Genomic DNA, 16,842 nt, shown 5'->3' on the forward strand with positions numbered 1-16,842 from the left:
CTCCCACCGGCGGCAGGACGCTCCTCCGGGCCGGTCGCCCCGCTCCGCCCGGTCACCGTACTGCCGCCCGGCGGTACGCCCAGGTCGCCACGGACAGCGAGAGCACGCCGACGGCCGCGCACACACCGAGGTCGACACCGATCAGCAGCCAGTCCGGGTGCGCGTCGAAGCTGTGCGCCAGCGCCTCCACGCCGTACGTGGAGGGCAGCAGGTCGCGCGCGTAGCCGATGACGGCGGGCAGCCGGCCGGCGGGCAGCACGCCGAGCAGCAGCGCCGCCGACATGCCCAGCTGGCCGAGGAGTGTGGCCAGCTCCTGGCGGGGCGCCAGCAGCCCGAGCGCGGCGCCCAGGCCGGACAGCGCCGCGCCGGAGAGCGGGATGACGGCGACGAGCACCCAGAGGTTGGCCAGCGGCAGCTGGAAGAGGACGCTGCCGGCCACCGCGGTGACCACGGCGCCGGGGACGGTGAAGGAGGCGTACGCGCCGGCCGCGCCCAGCACCACGGCGGCGGGCGGCACCGGCAGCGTGGCGTAGTGGTCCAGGCCGCCGCAGGCCCGCAGCTGGCCGAAGTACTGCGCGAGCAGGTTGAGCGCCACGAACGCCACGACCAGCACGCTGGACCCGGCGACCACGGCCCGTGCCTCGTCGGGGCCGTCCGCCACGCCGCGCATCAGGACCATGATCCCGACGGACTGGAAGGTGGCGACGAACAGCAGCGGGATGCGGGCCACCCGGGCCCGGGAGAGCTGTGCGCGGTAGACGGCGGCCAGCGCCGGGCGCAGTCGTGCGCGCGGCGCCAGTTCGGCCGCCGCCGGGACGTCGCGGGCCCCGGTGCCGGCCCGCTTGCCGGTCACCGCCTCCGCAGGAACCACTGTCACGCCGCGCCGCTCCTCTTCCGTTCCGGCCGGGCCGCCCTCACGCCTTCACCAAGCCTTCCTCAGTCCGCCCGCCCAGGGCGAGGTAGACATCCTCCAGGCTGGGCGTGGCAAGGGTGAAATCGTCCAGCGCGGCGAACGCGGGGCCGCCGGTGACCGCGGCCACCGCGGCACGCGCCTCGTCCGGCGCCATCCGCAGCGTCCAGCGCCGGCCGCTCTGCCGCGCGTGCTCGCCGAGCCGGGCGACCTCGGGTACCTCCAGCGGCGGGCGGTCGCGCCAGACCAGTTCCACCCGTACCTCCTGGCCCACCAGTTCTTTCAGCCCGCCGGGCGTGTCGCAGGCGATGACCCGGCCGCGGTCGATCACCGCGACCCGGTCCAGCACGGTCTCCGCCTCGATGACGTTGTGGGTGACGAGCAGGACGGTGGCTCCGCGCTCGGCGCGCCGCCGGTCGACGGCCGCCCACACGGCGCGCCGCGCCAGGGGGTCCATGCCGGTCGTCGGCTCGTCCAGGACGAGCAGCGGGCGTTCGCCCACGAGGACGGTGGCGAAGCAGGCCAGCCGCCGCTGTCCGCCGGAGAGCTTCTTCAGCGGTCGCCCGGCGATGCCGCCGAGGTCCAGCTCGTCGAGGACGGCGTCGCGCTCGGCACGCGCGGCCCGGGTCTCCAGCCCGCGCAGCCGCCCGGTGGTCTCCACCGCGAGCGCCACGGTCATCTCGTCGAGCGCGGTGGTCTCCTGGCCGAGGTAGCCCAGCAGCCGGGCGGCGCGTTCGGGGTGGCGCACGATGTCGTGGCCCAGCACGGTCACACTGCCGGAGTCGGGCCGCAGCAGGCCCGTGAGCTGGCGTACCAGGGTGGACTTGCCGGCGCCGTTGGGCCCCAGCAGGCCGAAGATCTCGCCGCGCCCGATGTCCAGCGCGATGCCGTCGCTGGCACGTACGGCGGGCACGTCGGGGGCGCCGCGGCGCCCGCGCACCGCGGGATACGTCTTGACCAGATCCCGCACGGCCACCACGGTCCCGCCGTCCGCGGCCCGTCGTGTGCCCGTCTGTGTGCCCGTCCTCACGAGGAACGAGGGTACGCGCCCGCCGCGGGCCCGAAGTCCGCGGGGCGTCCGGCGGGCGGCCCGGTCAGTCGGCCGCTGGGGCGTGCTCGGCGGCCGTCCGCAGGTCGACCTCGCGCCAGAACCCGGCCCGGATGGCGTACCGGTCGTGCTCGTCGATCTGGTCGTCCTTGTGCGCCAGCAGCCCGAACCGGGCGGCGTAGCGCAGCAGCTCGCCGTCGATGCGGTGCGGGATGCGCGGGTACTCCGTGGAGAGCTGCTGGAGGTGTGCGGTGTCGCTGAGCCGTTCGGTCCAGCGGCGGGCGAAAACCTGGCCGACCTCGAAGGGGTCGCCGCCGACCGCGGTGATGTCCTCCTCGCGGTCGGCCCAGCGCTGCTCGGGGCTGGTCAGCTGGGCGAGTGTGGGCAGCGAGGCGGTCTCCGGGGGTTCGCCGACCGGCCCGCCGGTCCGTTCCATCCAGCCCTTGTCGGAGGACCAGCGCAGCGTCGCGGCGGCGGGCACCGGCGTGCCGGCGGGCGGCGTGTGGTTCTTGCCGAGGCCCGCCAGGTCCTTGGGGGTGGGCACGCCCCTGCCGCCCGCGCCGGCCGCCGCCTCCTCGTTCCGGTCCACCACGCAGGCACCGTCGGCGCCGACCGGGGCGGCGGCCGCCGCGCCGTCGGGCGCGCCGGAGCGCGGGATGGGGCCCGGTCGGGCGGTGCCGTTGCGTTCGGGGCGGTCGCCGGGGTCCCGGTCGGCAGCGGAGGCGGCCGCTGCCGCGGCGACGGCGGACTCCGGGAGCGGCGCGGAGAGGATCGCGGCGATCTCGGTGCGCGGTACGGACGCGGGGGTGCAGACTCCGCTGATGTCCTTGGCGCGGACGGCGCGGGTGATCCAGGCGCGGTCCAGTACGCGGCGTTCGTCGGCCTCGGCGACCAGGTCCTCGGACTGGTTGTAGTCGCCGTCGGCGGCCTGGACGGCCCAGAGGTGGACGGCGACGCCGTGCTCCTTGGCGGACATCAGGCCGGGCAGCAGATCGCCGTCGCCGGTGACCAGGACGATGTCGGAACAGGCGCGGTTACGGGCCAGCTCGGTCAGCTCGGCGTGCATGGCGGCGTCCACGCCCTTCTGTGCCCAGCGGCCGTCGCTGCGGGTCAGGGCGCCCAGCCGTACGGTGACCCGGGGCATCACGCGCAGCCTGCGGTGCTCGGGCTGCGGCACCCGGTCGGGGGCGCCGTCGAACCAGTAGATGCGCAGCAGCTGCCGCTCGGTGTCGGCCTCCGCGCGCTCCCGCAGGCCCTGGATGAGGGCGGCGTGGTCGACGGTGATCCGGGACCGGGCGGGCTCGCCGGCCAGCAGGCTCGCGGCGGCGCCGAGCAAGTATCCGGCGTCCACCAGGACGACGCAGCGATCCACGTTGCACCCTCTTCCCTTGAGGTCCTGCAGTCCGGTCGCCCCCCGGCTCGGCCTGATGGCTGAGGTGTCTTCGGCTTTCTTCGAGTCTGCCCGACCGGGCGGGGGTTATCTGCCGGAACTCGATCATCGGCGTGGCGCTTTACGCCGCCGGCACCCGGATCTCGCCGCCGACACTCCGCCTCACCCAAGAGAATTGCCCGAAATGCAGCCTTTTGCCCGGCGTGTAACTCTGGCTTCGGCCCCGATCCCAGGATTCCCCTTCAGGAGGCACGGACATGGCCAAGAACAAGAACCGTGACCGCAGTCAGAAGTCCGGCGCCGCCCAGGCCGAACGCGGACAGCAGCAGGCGCAGAAGTCGGCGATGGAGGCACAGGCGAAGTCGGCCGTCGAGGCGACCCCGGGCGACGTGGCCCGCAAGCACCGGGAGCGCCGCTTCGGGCACAACTGACGCGGCCGCGGTGCGGCGGTAGCGCGACAGAAAGGGGCGCGCCCGGGAAAGCTCCCGGGCGCGCCCCGTGCGTACGGTCCGCCGGCCGCTCAGCCGGTCAGGCAGGAGGCGCCGAGCAGCACCTTCAGGTCGCCGAAGAGCGAGGGGTCGGCGGTGACACGGTGCTTGTCCAGGCGCAGCACGGTGGTCTTGCGGGTGCCCTGGAGCTTGATCCGCACCTCCGTGGAGCCGCGGTGCTGGTTCAGCACGTCGCCGAGCTTCTCGACCAGCGGCGGGGTGACCTTGAGCGTCGGGATGGTGATCGTCAGGGGCGCGTTCGTCCCGGCGTCCGTGAGATCGGGGATCATCATCTCCATCGCGACCAGGCGGGGGACGTCCTCGCGCTTGTCCAGGCGGCCCTTGACGAAGACGATCGCGTCCTCGACGAGCTGGGTGGAGACCAGCTGGTAGGTGGCCGGGAAGAACATGCAGTCGATGGAGCCTGCCAGGTCCTCGACCGTGGCGATGGCCCAGGCGTTGCCCTGCTTGGTCATCTTGCGCTGGAGGCCCGAGATGATGCCGCCGATGGTGACGATCGAGCCGTCGGAGTAGTCGCCGCCGGTGAGCTGCGCGATCGCCGCGTCCGCCTTGTCGGACAGTACGTGCTCCAGGCCGAACAGCGGATGGTCGGAGACGTACAGACCCAGCATTTCGCGCTCCTGCGCGAGCAGGTAGGTCTTGTCCCACTCCACGTCGGAGAACTCCACGTCCAGGCCGAAGCCGGGGCCGCCGTCGTCCGCCTCGTCGCCCATACCGCCGAAGAGGTCGAACTGTCCCTCGGCCTCCTTGCGCTTCACCTGCACGACGTTGTCGATCATCGTCTCGTAGTGCGCGGTGAGGCCCTTGCGGGTGTGGCCCATCTCGTCGAAGGCGCCGGCCTTGATCAGCGACTCGGTGGTGCGCTTGTTGCAGACCACGGCCTCGACCTTGTCGAGGTAGTCGGGGAAGGAGGAGAACTTCCCCTTGGCCTTGCGGCTGCGGATGATCGCGTCGACGACGTTCGTGCCGACGTTGCGGACCGCGGAGAGGCCGAAGAGGATCACGTCGTCGCCCTGGGCGGCGAAGTTCGCCTCGGACTCGTTGACGTTCGGCGGCAGGACCTTGATACCCATCTTGCGGCACTCGTTCAGGTAGACCGCCGACTTGTCCTTGTCGTCGCGCACCGAGGTGAGCAGCGCGGACATGTACTCGGCCGGGTAGTTCGCCTTGAGGTACGCGGTCCAGTAGGTGACCAGGCCGTACGCGGAGGAGTGCGCCTTGTTGAACGCGTAGCCGGCGAACGGGACCAGCACGTCCCACAGCGCCTGGATGGCCTCGTCCGAGAAGCCGTTCTTCCGGGCGCCCGCCTGGAAGAGGACGAAGTTCTTCTCCAGCTCCTCGGGCTTCTTCTTGCCCATCACGCGGCGGAGGACGTCCGCCTCGCCGAGGGAGTACCCGGCGACGATCTGGGCGGCCTTCTGGACCTGCTCCTGGTAGACGATCAGGCCGTAGGTGAGGCCCAGGACCTCCTTGAGCGGCTCCTCCAGCTCCGGGTGGATCGGCGTGATCTCCTGGCGGCCGTTCTTCCGCTCCGCGTAGTTGGTGTGGGAGTTCATGCCCATCGGGCCCGGCCGGTACAGGGCCGAGACGGCGGAAATGTCCTCGAAGTTGTCGGGCTGCATCTGGCGCAGCAGCGACCGCATCGGACCGCCGTCGAACTGGAAGACGCCGAGCGTGTCACCGCGGCAGAGCAGCTCATACGTCTTCGGGTCGTCCAGCGGGATCTCCAGGAGGTCCAGCTTGACGCCCTTGTTGGCCTCCACCATCTTCCGGGCGTCGTCCATGATGGTGAGGTTGCGCAGGCCCAGGAAGTCCATCTTCAGCAGGCCGAGCGACTCGCACTGCGGGTAGTCCCACTGCGTGATCGTCACGCCGTCGGTGTGCCGCGTCCACAGCGGGGCGTGGTCGACGATCGGCTCGCTGGACATGATCACGCCGGCCGCGTGCACACCCATCTGCCGGACCAGGCCCTCGACGCCCTTGGCGGTGTCGATGACCTTCTTCACGTCCGGCTCGTTCTCGTACATCCCCCGGATCTCGCCCGCCTCGCTGTAGCGCGGGTGCTCGGGGTTGGTGATGCCGTCCAGGTCGATGCCCTTGCCGAGGACGTCGGCGGGCATGGCCTTGGTGAGGCGGTCACCCATCGCGTACGGGTAGCCCAGCACACGGGCCGAGTCCTTGATCGCGTTCTTCGCCTTGATCTTGCCGTACGTACCGATCATGGCGACCTTGTCGGCGCCGTACTTCTCGGTGACGTACCGGATCACTTCGACGCGCCGACGCTCGTCGAAGTCGATGTCGACATCGGGCATGGAGACACGCTCGGGGTTGAGGAACCGCTCGAAGATCAGCCCGTGCTCGATCGGGTCGAGGTCGGTGATGCCCATGGCGTACGCGACGATCGAGCCGGCCGCGGAGCCACGGCCCGGGCCCACCGCGATGCCGTTGTTCTTCGCCCACATGATGAAGTCCGCGACGACCAGGAAGTATCCCGGGAACCCCATCTGCAGGATGATGTCCATCTCGTACTCGGCCTGCCGCTGCCGGTCCTCGGGGACGCCGCCGGGGAAGCGGCGCGCCATGCCCCGGCGGACCTCCTCCTTGAACCAGGTGACCTCGGTGTAGCCCTCGGGGATGTCGAACTTCGGCATCAGGTCGCGCTTCTCGAACATCCCGGTGGTGTCGATCATGTCGGCGATCAGCCGGGTGTTGTCGCAGCCCTCCTGCCATGCGTCGGAGGAGTCGATGGCGTACATCTCCTCCGTCGACTTCAGGTAGTAGCCGGTGCCGTCGAAGCGGAAGCGGTCCGGGTCCGACAGGTTCTTACCGGTCTGGATGCACAGCAGGGCGTCGTGCGCGCTCGCCTCGTGCGAGTAGGTGTAGTGCGAGTCGTTCGTGACCAGCGGGGGAATCCCCAGCTCCTTGCCGATCTTCAGCAGGTCCTCGCGGACCCGGCGCTCGATCTCGATGCCGTGGTCCATCAGCTCCAGGAAGTACCGGTCCTTGCCGAAGATGTCCTGGTACTCGGCCGCCGCCTTCTTCGCCTCTTCGTACTGCCCCAGGCGGAGCCGGGTCTGCAGCTCACCGGAGGGGCAGCCGGTGGACGCGATCAGGCCTTCGGACCACTGGGAGATGGTCTCCTTGTCCATCCGCGGCCACTTCTGCAGCCAGCCCTCGGCGTAGGCGTCGGAAGTGAGCTTGAAGAGGTTGTGCAGACCGGTCTTGTTCGCCGCCCAGATCGTCTTGTGGGTGTAACCACCGGAACCGGAGACGTCGTCACGCTTCTGGTGCGGCTGGCCCCACTGGATCTTGCGCTTGGTCCGCCGGGACTCCGGGGCGACGTACGCCTCGATGCCGATGATCGGCGTGACGTCCGCCTTCTGCGCGGAGTGGAAGAAGTCGTAGGCACCGTGGAGGTTGCCGTGGTCGGACATGGCGACGTGCGTCATGCCCATTTCATTGGCGGCCTTGAACATGTCCTTGAGCCGCGCGGCACCGTCCAGCAGCGAGTACTGGGTGTGAACGTGCAGGTGCGTGAACGGCGGCTTGGCCACGGCGGAGGACCTCCGGGAGCTTCGACGGAAGAGGGGTGGACGGTCTGGAAGTCTACGACTCCGGGCTGACAATCGAGGCGTTCGGAATCGGACCGGCGGCGCGTCAGCGCCTCGATGAGGGGTGGTGGTCGGGCGACGGGCGGGCACGCGCAGGTAGCCTCGCGCGTTGTCAGTCACGGAACATCCGTCCGAAAACAGATGGCCCCCGCACGGGCCCCAGGAGGCAGCCAGCGATGTCGACCCAGCACGCCCCGGCGCAGGACGCCGCCCAGCGCGGCGAGGAGATACTCGCCGTCTTCGACACCGCCTTCGGGGAGCTGCTGGCCGCCGACCCCGCGGCCTTCCGTGTGAAGTTCCGCAAGATGGCCGCCTCCGCGTTCGCCTTCTACCGCGGCACGGCCTGCCTGTTCTACAAGGACCTGGAGAAGGGCAAGGACACCGGCCCGTACCTGGACGAGCGGACCTCCCGGGTGTGGATCCACGGCGATCTGCACGCGGAGAACTTCGGCACGTACATGGACGCCACCGGCCGGCTGATCTTCAACGTCAACGACTTCGACGAGGCCTATGTCGGCCCCTTCACCTGGGACCTCAAGCGCTTCGCCGCCTCCGTGGCGCTCATCGGGTACGCCAAGGCGCTCAGTGACGAGCAGATCACCGACCTGGTGCGCACCTACGCCGCCGCCTACCGGGAGCGCATCCACGCCCTGGCCGCCGGCGTCAAGGACGACGAGGTCCAGCCCTTCACCCTGGACACCGCCCAGGGTCCGCTGCTGGACGCGCTGCGCGACGCCCGCTCGCTCACCCGCTTCGCGCTGCTGGACTCGATGACGGAGATCCGCGAGTTCGAGCGGCGCTTCTCCCCCGGCGGCGGCGCCATCGAGCTGGACGCGGCGACCCGCTACAAGGTCCTCGCGGCGTTCGACGGCTATCTGGAGACGCTGCCGGAGTCCAGCCTCGCCCGCCCGGACTCCTACCGCGTCAAGGACGTGGTGGGGCGCCGCGGCATCGGCATCGGCTCGGCGGGCCTGCCCTCGTACAACATCCTGCTGGAGGGCAACAGCGACGCTCTGGAGAACGACGTCGTGATCTACATGAAGCAGGCACAGACCCCGGCGGTCTCCCGGCACGTCACCGACCCCGAGGTGCGCGGCTACTTCCAGCACGAGGGGCACCGCACGGTGATCTCCCAGCGCGCGCTGCAGGCCCACGCCGACCCGTGGCTGGGCTGGACCGAGCTGGACGGCAGCGGCCAGCTGGTCGCCGAGGTCTCGCCGTACGCCGTCGACCTGGACTGGTCCGACATCGACGAGATCGACGAGATCGCGGCGGTCGTCGCCGACCTGGGCCGCGCGACGGCCGCGATGCACGCGGCGGCGGACGACGAGAGCGGCCACTCGCTCGTGCCGTTCTCCACGGAGCGCGCGATCGACGCGGCCATCGCCGCCGACGAGGAGGGCTTCGCCGAGCTGCTGGTGGACTTCGCGCACGGCTACGGCTCCCGGGCCCGCCGCGACCACCAGATCTTCGTCGACCTCTTCCGCAACGGCCGCATCCCGGGTCTGTGATCCGCGGGGCCCGGTCCCGGGCCCCGATTCACAGAACCCCCTTAAGCGGCGCTTACTCCGCCCCATGGCAGACTCGATTTCGATGGACATTTCGGCGGCACACCTGAGGGCACTGCGTGCGGCGCTCTTCACGGCGCTGTGCGTCACGCTGTCCACCGCCTCCCATGTGCTGCTCTCCCGGATGCCGCTGCCGCTGACGACGGTGGCCGCGCTCGCCGCCGTCGTCTTCGTGCTCGCGTACGCGCTGGCGGGCCGGGAGCGCCGCTTCGGGCCGATCGCGGCCCTGCTGGTACCGCTGGAGCTGGCCGCCGACACGGTCTTCAGCGTCGGCCAGCACGCCTGCTACGGCATGGCCGGCGGCCCCGTCGCAGGCCCGCTCCGCTCGCTGGGCGTGGACCTGCTCTGCCGCGGCGGCGACGTCGGCACCCCGCTGGCCCGGGCCACCGGCCACCACCCGGCCCCCGCCGCCACCTGGCTGCTGCTGCTCGCCGCGCACGTCGCGGTCGGGCTGCTGGCCGCCGCCTGGCTGCGGCGCGGCGAGGCCGCGCTGGAGCGGCTGCTGGGCTCGCTGGCCGTCTTCGCGCTGCGGCCGCTGCTGGTCGCGGTCGCGGTGCTCGGCGCCGGCCGCGCCCCGCGCCGCCGGGCCGTACCGCCCGTGAGGGCCGCCGCGCCCCCGCGCTCCCTCCCCCTGCTCGTGCACTGCGTCGTCCGCCGGGGACCTCCGGCCTGCTCCCTCGCGGCCTGACGCCGCGAGCCACCGGTCCCCTCCCCTTTCCGTACGGGGCACGGCACGCCGTCTCCGGCGCCGCCCCGGTACAGCAGACCCCAGGAGCAACCCGATCATGAGCAACCGCAACAGCCAGGCCAACAAGCAGGCAGCGCGTGAGCGGCTGCGCGCCGAGCGCGAGCGGCAGGCCAAGAAGGACAAGGTGCGCCGTCAGCTGACGGTCGGCGGCGCGATCGTCGTGGTGCTGGCCATCGCCGGCGGCATCGGCCTGGCCGTCGCCAACTCCGGCGGCGGTGACGACGGCAGCCCGGAGGACACCTGGGCCAAGGCCAAGAGCGCCAAGCTGGTCAAGCCGGCGAACACCTCCGGCGCCGACGGCACGACCGTCACCATCGGTGAGAAGGGCGCGAAGAACACCCTCGCGCTGTACGAGGACCCGCGCTGCCCCGGCTGCGCCAACTTCGAGCAGAACGTCGGCGAGACGGTCGAGAAGGACATCGCCGACGGCAAGTACAAGGCCACCTTCCACCTGGGCACGTTCCTGGACGACAACCTCCAGGGCACCGGCTCCAAGAACGCGGTGAGCGCCCTGGGCGCCGCGCTGAACAAGAGCCCCGAGGCGTTCCTGAAGTACAAGTACGCGCTGTACTCGAAGAAGTACCACCCCGAGGAGACCGGCCCGGACAAGTTCGCCGACGACGCGTACCTGATCAAGGTCGCGGACACCGTGCCCGAGCTCAAGGGCGACAAGGCGTTCCAGAAGGCCCTGAAGGACGGCACGTACGACCGCTGGGCGCTGACGATGTCGGACGCGTTCAACAACGCGAAGGACGTCCGGAGCACGCCCACGATCAAGCTGAACGACAAGCTGCTCTCCGCCGACGGACAGAGCGCGCCGTCCACGGCTGCCGTCTTCAACTCCCTTGTGGAGAAGAACCTCAAGAAGTAGCGGACGCACCGGTGACGGCCGGCGGAGGCACGGGCGGCATACGTCCCGTACGTCCGCCGGCCGTTGCCGAATCTTGACCTCGCGCCGGCCGGCCCCCGTGGCAGACTCCCCGCCATGGAGGGGACCGCATGAGCAACCGCAACAGCCAGGCCGCCAAGTCCGCAGCCCGGGAGCGCATACGCGCGGAACGGGAGCGGGAGAAGAAGCGCGCAAGGCTCCGCCGTCAGCTCGTCGTGGCGGGCGGTGTGCTCGGCGTCCTGGTGATCGCCGGCGGCATCGGCTACGCCGTGATGAAGGCCAACGAGCCCACCGGCTGGGAAGCCGCCAAGGAAGCGAAGCTGGTGCGGCCCGCGCACACCCAGGGCAAGAACGGCACCGAGATCGTCATCGGTGACAAGGGCGCGAAGGACACCCTGGAGGTGTTCGAGGACATCCGCTGCCCGGCGTGCGCCGCCTTCGAGCAGTCCACCGGCAAGGTGCTCCAGAAGGACATCGACGACGGCCGCTACAAGGCCCGCTTCACGATGTACGCCTTCATCGACGACATGGGCGGCGGCGAGGGCTCCAAGAACGCGCTGAGCGCGCTGGGCGCCGCGCTGGACAAGAGCCCCGAGGCGTTCCTCCACTACAAGGAGGCGCTGTACTCGCTGAAGAACCACCCCGAGGAAAGCGTGGACACCTACGCCAAGGACTCCGCGCTGCTGAAGGTCGCCGGCCAGGTGCCCGAGCTCAAGGGCGACGCGAAGTTCGAGCGGGCGGTCAAGGACGGCACGTACGACCGCTGGGCGATGGAGATGGCCGGGCTGTTCGGCCGCAAGGGCGTCAAGGGCACCCCGACCTTCATGCACGGGGACAAGAAGCTGACGATGGCGCCGATCCCCCAGCAGCAGATGACGCAGGAGCAGTACAACAAGCTCGCGCAGGCCAACTTCAAGAAGATGATCGACGAGGAGTTCGGCCCGGCGGAGAAGTGACGCGCCGCCTGCGGTGACCAGGGGCGCGGGTTCATGAATTCGATGGAATCCGTACCCCTGAAGTCACTTACCAGCCAGTAGGGTGATCGGCCGTGACCGATCATGACCAGATCTCGCGCCGTACCGCCGTCACGGCCGTAGCCGCCACCGCCGCCCTGCTGCCCCTCGGCACCGCCGCCACCGCGCGCGCCGCCGACCGGACCGACAGGGCCGCCGCGGTGGCCCCCTTCCAGCACGGCGTCGCCTCCGGCGACCCGCTGCCCGACGGCATCCTGCTGTGGACCCGCGTCACCCCCGCCGCCGACGCCCTGCCCGGTTCGGGCAAGGGCCCGGCCGTCGAGGTGGGCTGGCAGGTGGCCGCCGACAAGGGCTTCACCGACGTGGTCGCGCGGGGCACCGCGACCGCCTCGGCGGCCACCGACCACACCGTCAAGGCGGACGTACGAGGCCTCTCGCCCGCCACCACCTACTGGTTCCGCTTCACCACGCTCGGCATCCACTCCCCCGTGGGCCGCACCCGCACCGCGCCCGCCGCCGGCTCCGCGGTCCGCAACCTCCGCTTCGGCGTCGTCTCCTGCGCCAACTGGGAGTCCGGGTACTTCTCGCCGTACCGGCACCTCGCGGCCCGCACCGACCTGGACGCGGTGCTGCACCTCGGGGACTACCTCTACGAGTACAAGACCGGCGAGTACCCGGCCCTGAAGTACGTGGTCCGGCCGCACTCCCCCGGCCACGAGATCATCAGCCTGGCCGACTACCGCATCCGGCACGGCGTCCACAAGGCCGACCCGGACACGCTGGCGATGCACGCCGCGCACCCGGTGATCGCGATGTGGGACGACCACGAGTTCGCCGACAATGCCTGGAAGGGCGGCGCGGAGAACCACACGCCGGACACCGAGGGCGACTGGGCGGCGCGGATGGCCGCGGCCAAGCAGGCGTACTTCGAGTGGATGCCGGTGCGCCCGTCCACCGCCGGCACCACCTATCGCCGCCTCCAGTTCGGCACGCTCGCCGATCTGCACCTGCTGGACCTGCGCAGCTTCCGCGACGAGCAGGCGCCGATCGGCAGCGGCCGGGCCGACGACCCGAGCCGCACGCTCACCGGCCGGGCACAGCTGGACTGGCTGAAGGCCGGGCTGGAACGGTCGGCCACGGCCTGGCGGCTGGTCGGCACCTCCGTGATGATCTCGCAGGTGGCCTTCGGCTCCGTACCGGCCCATCTGCTGGAGCCGCTCGCCGAGGTGCTGGGCCTGCCCAAGGAGGGGCTGGCCATCAACACCGACCAGTGGGACGGCTACACCGACGACCGGCGCGAGCTGCTGACGCACCTCAGCGACCGGTCCATCGGCAATACCGTCTTCCTCACCGGCGACATCCACATGTCCTGGGCCAACGACGTGCCGCTCAAGGCCGCGACGTACCCGTCCCAGGCACCGGTGGCCACCGAATTCGTCGTCACCTCGGTCACCTCCGACAACCTCGACGACACCCTGCACGTCGCGCCGCACACGCTGTCGCTGCCCGCCGCCGCGGCGGTCCGGACCGCCAACCGCCATGTGAAGTGGGTGGACATGGACAGCCACGGCTACGGCGTCCTCGACGTCACGGCCGAGCGCACGCAGATGGACTACTACGTCGTCTCCGACAAGGCGGACCGGAACGCCACGACGTCACTGGCGCGCTCGTACCGCACGCTCAGCGGCACCCAGCGCATGGAGCGGGCCGACGGGCCGGTCGCCTGAGCGGGAGCCCGTGCACGGCCGCCGGCGGCGCCCCGGGGCTCAGAGGCCGGCGAGGAAGCCCAGCCCGACCTTCCAGGCGCCCTCGGCGGCCTCCTTGTCGTGGTCCGGCAGCCCGTCGTCGGTGAAGAGGTGCCCGGCCCCCGGGTAGCGGTAGACCTCGACGTCGGCGCCGGCCCGCTGCATGCGGAGGTACCAGGCGTTCAGCCAGTCGTGCGGCTCGAAGGGGTCGGGGTCGGCCACGTGCAGCTGCACCGGCAGGTCGTCCACGGCCGCGTCGTCGGCGATGTCGGAGGTGCCGTGGAGCAGCAGCAGGCCGCGCGCCTTGGCGTCGGCCAGCGCCAGGTTCTGCGCGACGGAACCGCCGAAGGACAGGCCCGCGTAGACCAGGCCGCGGTCGGAGTACGGGGCCGCGGCCACCACCGCGCGCCGCAGCAGCTCGTCCTTGCCGATCTCGTCCTTGATCTCGATGCCGTCCTCGATGGTGTCGGCGGTGCGCCCGTCGAACAGGTCGGGAACGATCACTTCATGCCCTGCGGCACGCAGTCGCTCGGCACCCGCCTGTACGGCCGGCCGCAGCCCGTACACAGAATGGAACAGAATGACGGTTTGAGTCGCCGCGGAGCCGGTCACTGGTTTCACTTCCCTGTCGATGGATCGCACTCCTCCCATCGTGCCAGTTACGGTCGACAGGAAGCGGACCCCGACCAGGAGGGATCACGTGTCCATGGAGGACGTACTGCGTCCGCTGACCGTCGTGGGCGGCTCCGTCGCCCTCACGCTCGCCCTGGGGTGGGCGGCCGACCTGGCGATGCGCCGGGCCGATGCCGCGCGCCCGGACACCCCGTTGTGGGGCCTGCTGCGGCGCTGCCGGATCCCGCTCCAGGTGGTGCTCCTGACGGCGCTGCTGCGCGGCACCTTCGACCGCACCAAGCTCAAGATCATCGATGAGCACAGCGCCGGAATCGGCCAGCTGCTGTCCCTGGTCCTGATCGCCGCCACCGCCTGGCTGGCGATCCGCGTCTCGGCGGCGATCGTGGAGTCCTCGTACTCCCGGTACGCGGCGGGCGCCCGGGACGCCGCCCGGGTCCGCCGGGTCCGTACGCAGGTCACGCTGATCCAGCGGGTGGTCACCGCGGTGGTCGCGGTGGTCGCCGTCGCCGCGATGCTGCTGACCTTCCCCGCGATGCGGGCGGTCGGCACCTCGATGCTGGCCTCGGCCGGTGTACTGGGCATCGTCGCCGGTGTCGCGGCCCAGTCCACTCTCGGCAACCTCTTCGCGGGCCTGCAGATCGCCTTCGGCGACATGGTGCGGATCGGCGACACCGTCGTGGTGGAGGGCGAGTGGGGCACGGTCGAGGAGATCACCCTGACCTTCCTGACCGTACGGACCTGGGACGAGCGCCGGATCACCATGCCGGTCTCCTACTTCACCAGCAGCCCGTTCGAGAACTGGTCGCGCGGCGGCGCGCAGATGACCGGCACCGTCTTCTTCCAGCTCGACCACCGCGCGCCCGTCGAGGAGATGCGCGAGAAGCTCCAGGAGATCCTGAAGAACTCCGACTCCTGGGACGGCCGGGCGCAGACCCTGGTGGTCACCGACACCACCCCCAGCACGATCGAGGTGCGGGCGCTGGTGACCGCCCGGGACGCGGATGCGATCTGGACGGTCCGCTGCGAGGTGCGCGAGCAGATGATCACCTGGCTGCGGGACGCGCACCCGTACGCGCTGCCGCGCATCTCGACCGCGGCAGCACCCGTGCTGGAGGAGCCCGTCCTGGAGGAGCCCGCAGACGGGCGGTCCCGGCCCACGCTGGACAAGTAGCGTTTCTCCAGGGGCCGCTCAGGAAGGCGTGCGCAGGCTGCGGACGTCGAGATGGCGCAGCACCCGGTCGACGACCTCCGGGTCCGAACCGGGCTCGCTGCGAGCCGCGAGCACCTCGTGGCGCGCGGCCGACAGCAGCTCGCTCTGGATGCGCTGGACCTTCTTCACGCGGGCGATGCGCTTGTCGTAGCCCTCGCGCCGCTCGTCGTCCACGATGTCCGGCGAGATGCGGGCGCCCATCTCGTACGTGCTCCGGGACAGCCGCTCGACGACCTCGTCGGACAGCTCCTCCTCCGACACGATCTCCTTCAGCCGCCGCTTGGAGGCCTTGACCACGCGGACCGCGAGCTCGCGCTCCAGCGCGTCCTCGGCGTCCGTGTCGGCCCGCACCCCCAGCCGCTTGACCAGGAACGGCAGCGTCAGACCCTGCACGACGAGGGTGGCCAGCACCACCGCGAAGGCGATGAAGAGGATCTCGTCGCGGGCCGGGAACGGCCCGCCGCCGTCGACCTCGAACGGGATGGCCAGCGCCAGCGCCACCGACGCCACCCCGCGCATCCCGGACCACCACATGACGATGGTCTCCCGCCAGCTGGTGGGGATCTCCTCCGCGATCCGGTGCCGGTGCAGCCGCTGCGCCAGCCACGCGGCGGGCAGCAGCCACAGCAGCCGCAGGCCCACCACGACCCCGATGACGGCGGCGCAGGCGCCCAGCAGCTGCTGCCAGTGCCCGGCGGCGGTGCCGAAGATGTTGTGCAGTTCCAGGCCGATCAGGCCGAAGGCGACGCCGGTGACGAGGGTGTCGACGACCTCCCAGAAGGTGTGCCCCGCGAGCCGGCCCATCACGTCGTCGGCGTCCGCGGCGTAGTGCGCGAGGAAGAGCGCGGCGGTGAGCACCGCGAGCACGCCCGAGCCGTGCAGCTCCTCGGCGAGCACGTACGCCACGAACGGCACCAGCAGCGTCAGCCCGACCTGGAGCGTCGCGTCGTCGACCACTTCCATCAGCTTGTTCGCCAGCCAGCCGAGGACCACGCCGACCGCTATGGCCACCACGGCCGAGAGCAGCAGCTGGCCGACGGCGGAGGGTGCGGAGAACTCGCCGGAGACCGCGGCGGCCAGCGCCACGTGGTACAGCACGATCGCGGTGACGTCGTTGAAGAGACCCTCGCCCTCCAGGATCGACACCAGACGGCGGGGCAGGCCGAGCTTGCCGGCGACGGCGGTCGCGGCGACCGGGTCCGGCGGCGCCACCAGCGCGCCGAGCGCCACGGCGGCGGCCACCGGCAGGCCGGGGACGACGCTGTGCGCGACGGCGGCGACGGCGGCGGTGGTCGCGAAGACCAGCGCCACCGCGAGCAGGAAGATCGGCCTGATATTGGCGGTGAACTGGCGCCAGGACGTGCGCTGCACCGCCGCGTACAGCAGGGGCGGCAGCAGCAGCGGGAGGATGAACTCCGGCGGCACCTGGACGTTCGGGACGAACGGCAGCAGGGCCAGCACGGCGCCCGCCAGGGTCATCAGCACCGGTGACGGGAGTCCCAGCCGGTCGCCGAGGGGCACCATGAGCACGGCCCCCAGCAGCAGGACGAACATCAGGGCCAGCTGGTCCACGGCAGGCACGCTCCGGAGCTTCGAAATCAGTCGAT

13 protein-coding genes are annotated in these 16,842 nt (G+C 71.1%); 7 read left to right on the forward strand and 6 right to left on the reverse strand.

Going from position 1 to position 16,842, the window contains the following annotated elements; genetic code table 11:
- Positions 1-52 precede the first annotated feature (52 nt).
- The 3 genes from ACIGQF_RS11070 to ACIGQF_RS11080 form a co-directional block, all read right to left on the reverse strand.
- Positions 53-877, reverse strand: coding sequence for an ABC transporter permease (locus ACIGQF_RS11070; RefSeq protein ID WP_399708074.1), 825 nt, complete (start codon positions 875-877; stop codon positions 53-55).
- Positions 878-914: 37 nt separating this feature from the next.
- A complete protein-coding gene (locus tag ACIGQF_RS11075) occupies positions 915-1,940 on the reverse strand; it encodes an ABC transporter ATP-binding protein (protein ID WP_399708076.1) in 1,026 nt (341 codons plus the stop codon).
- A 64-nt stretch (positions 1,941-2,004) separates the two neighbouring features.
- A complete protein-coding gene (locus tag ACIGQF_RS11080; RefSeq protein WP_399708078.1) occupies positions 2,005-3,330 on the reverse strand; it encodes an NYN domain-containing protein in 1,326 nt (441 codons plus the stop codon).
- Positions 3,331-3,605: 275 nt separating this feature from the next.
- Here ACIGQF_RS11080 and ACIGQF_RS11085 point away from each other — a divergent pair, with 275 nt between their 5' ends.
- On the forward strand, positions 3,606-3,779 hold the full coding sequence (locus ACIGQF_RS11085; RefSeq protein WP_399708079.1) for a hypothetical protein: 174 nt from the start codon (positions 3,606-3,608) through the stop codon (positions 3,777-3,779).
- A gap of 89 nt (positions 3,780-3,868) precedes the next feature.
- Here the strand turns inward: ACIGQF_RS11085 and dnaE are convergent, their stop codons facing one another.
- The gene (gene dnaE / locus ACIGQF_RS11090; protein WP_399708080.1) at positions 3,869-7,411 is read right to left on the reverse strand and encodes a DNA polymerase III subunit alpha; all 3,543 of its coding nucleotides are present in this window, start codon (positions 7,409-7,411) and stop codon (positions 3,869-3,871) included.
- 233 nt (positions 7,412-7,644) lie between these two features.
- On the opposite strand from dnaE, the gene ACIGQF_RS11095 reads away from it, so the two are divergent.
- From ACIGQF_RS11095 to ACIGQF_RS11115, 5 genes are all read left to right on the forward strand, one after another.
- Positions 7,645-8,979: a DUF2252 domain-containing protein gene (locus tag ACIGQF_RS11095; protein ID WP_399708082.1), complete on the forward strand. Its 1,335-nt coding sequence runs from the start codon at positions 7,645-7,647 to the stop codon at positions 8,977-8,979.
- 82 nt (positions 8,980-9,061) lie between these two features.
- Positions 9,062-9,724, forward strand: a complete 663-nt coding sequence (locus ACIGQF_RS11100; RefSeq protein WP_399708597.1) for a hypothetical protein — start codon at positions 9,062-9,064, stop codon at positions 9,722-9,724.
- Between the two features lie 97 nt (positions 9,725-9,821).
- Complete coding sequence (locus ACIGQF_RS11105) at positions 9,822-10,655, forward strand: thioredoxin domain-containing protein (protein WP_399708084.1); 834 nt, start codon at positions 9,822-9,824, stop codon at positions 10,653-10,655.
- A 128-nt stretch (positions 10,656-10,783) separates the two neighbouring features.
- Positions 10,784-11,629 (forward strand): thioredoxin domain-containing protein, encoded by an 846-nt coding sequence (locus ACIGQF_RS11110; protein WP_399708086.1) that lies wholly within the window; start codon positions 10,784-10,786, stop codon positions 11,627-11,629.
- A 92-nt stretch (positions 11,630-11,721) separates the two neighbouring features.
- A complete protein-coding gene (locus ACIGQF_RS11115) occupies positions 11,722-13,374 on the forward strand; it encodes an alkaline phosphatase D family protein (RefSeq protein WP_399708088.1) in 1,653 nt (550 codons plus the stop codon).
- A 39-nt stretch (positions 13,375-13,413) separates the two neighbouring features.
- Here ACIGQF_RS11115 and ACIGQF_RS11120 read toward each other — a convergent pair whose 3' ends face one another.
- Positions 13,414-14,004, reverse strand: coding sequence for a dienelactone hydrolase family protein (locus ACIGQF_RS11120; protein ID WP_399708600.1), 591 nt, complete (start codon positions 14,002-14,004; stop codon positions 13,414-13,416).
- A 94-nt stretch (positions 14,005-14,098) separates the two neighbouring features.
- Between ACIGQF_RS11120 and ACIGQF_RS11125 the strand changes: the two genes are divergently transcribed.
- Positions 14,099-15,196 carry a mechanosensitive ion channel family protein gene (locus ACIGQF_RS11125; RefSeq protein WP_399708603.1) on the forward strand — a complete coding sequence of 366 codons (1,098 nt, stop codon included), beginning with the start codon at positions 14,099-14,101 and terminating at the stop codon, positions 15,194-15,196.
- An 18-nt stretch (positions 15,197-15,214) separates the two neighbouring features.
- On the opposite strand, the gene ACIGQF_RS11130 is transcribed toward ACIGQF_RS11125, so the two are convergent.
- A complete protein-coding gene (locus ACIGQF_RS11130; protein WP_399708606.1) occupies positions 15,215-16,789 on the reverse strand; it encodes a Na+/H+ antiporter in 1,575 nt (524 codons plus the stop codon).
- Positions 16,790-16,842 lie beyond the last annotated feature (53 nt).

Origin of the sequence: Streptomyces sp. NPDC053560, assembly GCF_044544605.1 — a bacterium.
GTDB lineage: Bacteria > Actinomycetota > Actinomycetes > Streptomycetales > Streptomycetaceae > Streptomyces.